Genomic DNA, 5459 nt, shown 5'->3' with positions numbered 1-5459 from the left:
CGGCTAAAACTGAGTCAGCACCGGCTCAAGCAGCACCTGCAAAAGCAAGTAATGAAAGCTTCACAGAAAATAGCGCGTATGCTCATGCATCACCCGTTGTTCGCCGTTTAGCGCGTGAGTTTGGTATTAACCTAGCTAACGTTAAGGGCACTGGTCGCAAAGCCCGTATAGTTAAAGAAGACGTGCAAAACTACGTTAAAAACCTAGTTAAGCAAGTTGAATCTGGTCAATTATCTGCAGGTAGTAGCGCAGGTGGTAGTGAGCTTGGTCTTATTCCATGGCCTAAAGTAGATTTTGCTAAATTTGGTGAAATTGAAGAGAAAAAACTGTCTCGCATTCAAAAGCTATCAGGTAAAAACTTACACCGTAACTGGGTACAAATCCCACATGTTACACAGTTTGATGAAGCTGATATCACAAGTCTTGAAGTATTCCGTAAAGAGCAAAATGCACTTAGCGAGAAGAAAAAGCTTGGCGTTAAAATCACACCACTTGTGTTTGTGATGAAAGCAGCGGCTAAAGCACTTGCAGACTTCCCAACATTTAACTCTTCACTGTCTAGCGACGGCGAAAGTTTAATTCTTAAGAAGTACATTAACATCGGTGTTGCTGTTGATACGCCAAATGGTTTAGTAGTGCCAGTGTTTAAAGATGTTGATAAAAAAGGCATTATTGAATTATCACGTGAACTAATGGAAGTATCTGTTAAAGCACGTGACGGTAAGCTTACATCTTCTGATATGCAAGGCGGCTGTTTTACTATCTCTAGCCTTGGCGGTATCGGCGGTACGGCATTTACGCCAATTGTTAATGCGCCAGAAGTTGCTATTTTAGGTGTATCTAAATCTGAAATGAAACCTAAATGGAATGGCAAAGAGTTTGAACCTAAACTAATGGTTCCGCTGTCTATGTCATACGACCATAGGGTTATTGACGGAGCATTAGCTGCACGCTTTACTGTGACTCTTGCAAGTTACATGAGCGATATTCGCCAGTTGGTGATGTAACCAGTTTAGTAAAATTGGTATACGCAATAAAATAAATAGAATCAAATCCCAGCCAGTTGTTTTTAGCTGGGATTTTTACCATTTGCAATGATACAATCTTTGTACGAATTGCATCACTTTGTGCGCTGCTCACTCTTTCTGCCTTGCAGAAACATGGCAGTTAAATTTTAGGGCAGTGTCCCGTTCAAACAATTAAGGTAAAAGCATGAGCAACGAATTAAAAACTCAAGTTGTTGTACTAGGCGGTGGTCCTGGTGGTTATTCTGCGGCTTTCCGTGCTGCTGACTTGGGCTTAGAAGTTACATTAGTAGAATCTCGCGAAACATTAGGTGGCGTATGTCTTAATGTTGGTTGTATTCCTTCTAAAGCACTTTTACACGTAGCTAAAGTGATTGATGACGCAGCAGAAATGTCATCTCACGGTGTTACTTTTGGCGCACCAAAAATCGATCTTGACCAAGTTCGTACTTGGAAAGATTCAGTAGTTGGCCAGTTAACTGGTGGACTAGAAGGCATGGCCAAAATGCGTAAAGTGAAAGTTGTATCTGGATACGGCAAATTCACTGGCAGCAATACTTTAGTAGTTGAAGGCGCAGACGGCGCTACAACTATCACGTTTGATAACGCGATTATTGCAGCAGGTTCTAAACCAGTTAACTTACCTTTCATCCCAGAAGATGACCGTGTAATTGATTCAACTGGCGCACTAGAACTTAAAGACGTACCAGAAAAGCTACTTGTACTTGGTGGTGGTATTATCGGTCTTGAAATGGGTACGGTTTACCGTGCGCTAGGTTCTGCAATTGATGTTGTAGAATTTGCTGATCAATTAGTACCAGCAGCTGATAAAGACATTATCAAAATTTACCAAAAATACGTAAGCAAAAAATTCAACGTAATGCTTTCAACTAAAGTTGTTGGTGTTGAAGCTAAAGAAGACGGCTTATACGTAACGTTTGAAGGTAAAAACGCACCAGCAGAACCAGTACGTTACGACAAAGTACTTGTTGCAGTTGGCCGTACTCCAAACGGTAACTTACTTGATGCTGAAAAAGCGGGCGTAAACGTTGATGAGCGTGGCTTTATTAATGTTGATAAGCAATTACGTACTAACGTAAGCCATATTTTTGCAATTGGTGACTTAGTTGGACAGCCTATGCTTGCGCATAAAGCGGTTCATGAAGGTCATGTTGCTGCAGAAGTTATTTCTGGTCAGAAGCATTTCTTCGACCCTAAATGTATTCCTTCAATAGCGTACACAGACCCAGAAATCGCTTGGGTAGGTGTTACTGAGAAAGAAGCAAAAGAGCAAGGCTTAAAAGTTGAAACTGCGGTATTCCCGTGGGCAGCATCTGGTCGTGCAATTGCATCTGCTCGTACTGAAGGTTCTACTAAACTTATCTTTGATAAAGAAAGTGGCCGTATAATCGGTGGTGCTATGATCGGTATTAACGCGGGCGAAATGCTTGGCGAAATCGGTTTAGGTATTGAAATGGGTGCTGATGGTGAAGACTTAGCGCTTACAATTCATGCTCACCCAACATTGAATGAATCAATCGGCCTCGCAGCTGAAATTTTTGAAGGTTCAATCACTGATTTACCAAACAAAAAAGCAGCTAAAAAGAAGTAATTTAACTTCTTAGTATTTGCTTAAAAAACCCAACTTCGGTTGGGTTTTTTTATGTCTATTTTTAACTTAGATAAATATAAGATTAAATAACAAGAAGTCGTTACAATGCGCGCTTAATTAATTGAAGGTAAATACAGTGAAAAACTCAGTTTTAGCATTACGCGCTCAACAAATAAGTGAATCTCGTCGAGAGTTTAATGCTCGAGGCGGTAAATTAGATCGCTGTGAACAATGCCTGATTGCTAAGCACTACTGTATTTGCAAAGGTGTTGAGCATGCAGATTGTAAGGCCGCTGTGTGCTTACTGATGTATCATAATGAAAGCTTTAAACCTTCTAATACAGGGCGTTTAATTGCTGAAATAGTGCCAGATAACCACGCATTTAGATGGGATAGAACAGATCCTAACCCCGCTCTTTTAGCTTTAATAAATGATTCGCAGTATCAGCCTATGGTCGTCTTTCCTGCTGAAGATGTAGAAGAGGGCAGAGCCATTACAGAAGTGAGTATTGAATCAGGTAAAAAGCCGCTATTTATATTCTTAGATGGTACGTGGCGCGAAGCTAAAAAAATGATTCGCAAAAGCCCTTATTTAGATAACTTGCCTGTACTTTCTGTTACTGCTGATAAACTATCTGATTACCGATTACGTGTAGCCCCTCATGCGCATCAACTAGGCACTGCTGAAGTGGCTATTATGGTATTAGCACTTGCGGGCGAAATGGATGCATCGACAAAATTAGAGCAGCATTTTATTAAGTTTCGTGATGCGTATTTATTGGGTAAGCGCAATAAAGGCCGACCGCTAGAAGGTTAATTTTACGAAGTTAAGCAAATGCTTGCTGATTTTTTAAGTGAGCAAGTGCTTTATTTTGAATTGCTCTGAAGCCTTCTTCAGATGTTAATTGTAAAACAGTATTATACAATTGACTTATACTATTATGCACTTGAATAAACGAGATACAGTCTTCACCAATCATTTCTTTTGCTTCTTCAACTCGTTTTAAAAAGTAGCAGTTAATGTCTATTTTGCCATTAAATTGAGTCGTTGCAATTGCGTCTGCTATTCTATTAAGTTGATAGCTAAACTCATCAGGTCGAGCACCTTCACCCCACTTGCTAATACGAATGTCGCGTTCTAACTGAATAATTTCGTTAAGTATATTTTTAAACTCATTCATTGGCATATTTAAAAAGTTATAACCTTTGGGGTTAAATAAAGCTTTATAGGGATTTTCGCTGGGGATTTGCGCACTAAAAACACCAATTGGTTTTGCTGTACTTTCGTCTGATACTTTACATAAAAAGGTATTACTTTGAGATGTTTTAAAATTCATATCCATTGAGTATTTATGATCCTTGCGTTATTTAGTTATCGGCGCAATTAATAAAAAACTTAGCGAAATTTAAAATATTAATAAAGTATTTTAAGGTCTTAGCATTGATTTGCTGTGACGCGATATTACTCAGTAAAGATTAGTGATAGTTGCTCAGTGCTTTACTCACCCAAATTTTAGGCAAAGAAAAGCGCGCTCTATCTCTAGGCGCGCTTGCGGAATCTTCTAATTTTCTGCATCCTGCAATTGAACTTAATCAACTCCAATTTTCACTAATCCATGTTTATTACTATATTACTTTTTAGTTCTATGTAATGTAGACCGTCCGGGCCTGTATCCTTTAATTCCTAAACATCCTGTAGGGTAAATACTATTACCAAATCCTTAATTACACTTCCTAGTGTATCCTTGTTTTAACCAATCCCTTGTGTTGCCTTAAAGGCCTGTCCATTTATTCCTTCAACATCCTGTTGAACAACTTAGCCTTGTTATTATCCTTTTCGCATCTTCCTGACGCTGTCCTTTTTACAACATTGCGTTGTGATACTCATCCTGAACCTGTCCTAAAATCCGTGTTGTCCTGATAACCTAATCATTGGTTGGTTGAGTAAGCAGTCCATTTCCTTTTACTCAATAAGCGTCATTGCTTGGTTGATGCGTAAATTATAGTGCAATAGAGCAACTAAAATAGAGATAAAACTACATTCAATTAGTGTTTTTGCAATAGTAATAAAAATAAATCTCATATAATTCATGTGTTTAACTGTTTTTAGGTTGTTTTTTATCTTGTTTTTTACTCATTAGCTGTCACATCCGTAAGACATCTCTTACACCGTATTTCCTTTTTGGGCGTTATTTACATATTTACATTTATTTAAAGTGTGCACTTTTAGAATGAGCACGGTAGAATTCGTTGATAATAACAGTTATTTAGGTGGAATAATGAAGAAAGTATTTGCACTTGTTTTAGGGGTAGTTGCATCGGCACCAGTCTTTGCAAACGATGTTGTTAACATCTACTCTTTTCGTCAACCGTTTTTAATTCAGCCAATTTTAGAAGACTTTACAAAGCAAACAGGCATAAAAACCAATGTTGTTTTTGCTAAAAAAGGGCTAATTGAGCGTGTTAAACGCGAAGGCAAGCACAGTAAAGCTGATTTAGTATTAACCTCTAACTTTAGCGCGCTTATTCAATTAGAAGATTTAAAATTAACACAAACTATAAAAAGTGACAGTGTAAATAATAATGTTCCAGCCGCCTTTCGTGACGGTGATGGCCAATGGGTTGCGCTTACTAAGCGAGTGCGTAATGTGTATTCATCAAAAGAGCGAGTTGGTGAGTTACCTAAGCTCACTTATGAAGATTTAGCAGACTCTAAATACAAAGGACAAATTTGTACGCGCTCAGGCAAACATCCATATAATTTAGGTTTAGTAGCTTCTATGATTGCACACCATGGTGAAGCGCAAACTAAAGAGTGGCTT

At 38.5% G+C, this 5459-nt stretch carries 5 protein-coding genes; 4 read left to right on the top strand and 1 reads right to left on the bottom strand.

The features are described from left to right. From L652_RS0102685 to L652_RS0102675, 3 genes are all read left to right on the top strand, one after another. Positions 1-1007 (top strand): 2-oxo acid dehydrogenase subunit E2 (locus L652_RS0102685; protein WP_024603261.1); only part of this gene is annotated, 1007 nt, incomplete at its 5' end. Between the two features lie 205 nt (positions 1008-1212). Beyond that, positions 1213-2637: a dihydrolipoyl dehydrogenase gene (gene lpdA / locus L652_RS0102680; RefSeq protein WP_002957761.1), complete on the top strand. Its 1425-nt coding sequence runs from the start codon at positions 1213-1215 to the stop codon at positions 2635-2637. 136 nt (positions 2638-2773) lie between these two features. Then, positions 2774-3454 (top strand): tRNA-uridine aminocarboxypropyltransferase, encoded by a 681-nt coding sequence (locus tag L652_RS0102675; protein ID WP_024594643.1) that lies wholly within the window; start codon positions 2774-2776, stop codon positions 3452-3454. A gap of 10 nt (positions 3455-3464) precedes the next feature. On the opposite strand, the gene L652_RS0102670 is transcribed toward L652_RS0102675, so the two are convergent. Further along, on the bottom strand, positions 3465-3980 hold the full coding sequence (locus L652_RS0102670) for a hypothetical protein (protein WP_024594644.1): 516 nt from the start codon (positions 3978-3980) through the stop codon (positions 3465-3467). Positions 3981-4916: 936 nt separating this feature from the next. On the opposite strand from L652_RS0102670, the gene L652_RS0102665 reads away from it, so the two are divergent. Beyond that, positions 4917-5459 (top strand): ABC transporter substrate-binding protein (locus L652_RS0102665; protein ID WP_024594645.1); only part of this gene is annotated, 543 nt, incomplete at its 3' end.

Source organism: Pseudoalteromonas sp. TB25, from assembly GCF_000497995.1.
Lineage (GTDB): Bacteria > Pseudomonadota > Gammaproteobacteria > Enterobacterales > Alteromonadaceae > Pseudoalteromonas > Pseudoalteromonas distincta.
This window is presented reverse-complemented; position numbering and strand designations above follow the sequence as displayed.

Bases quoted from the DNA above. Each gene is read 5' to 3' on its own strand.
- lpdA (WP_002957761.1), top strand. From the start codon at position 1,213: ATGAGCAACGAATTAAAAACTCAAGTTGTTGTACTAGGCGGTGGTCCT.
- L652_RS0102670 (WP_024594644.1), bottom strand. From the start codon at position 3,980: ATGGATATGAATTTTAAAACATCTCAAAGTAATACCTTTTTATGTAAA.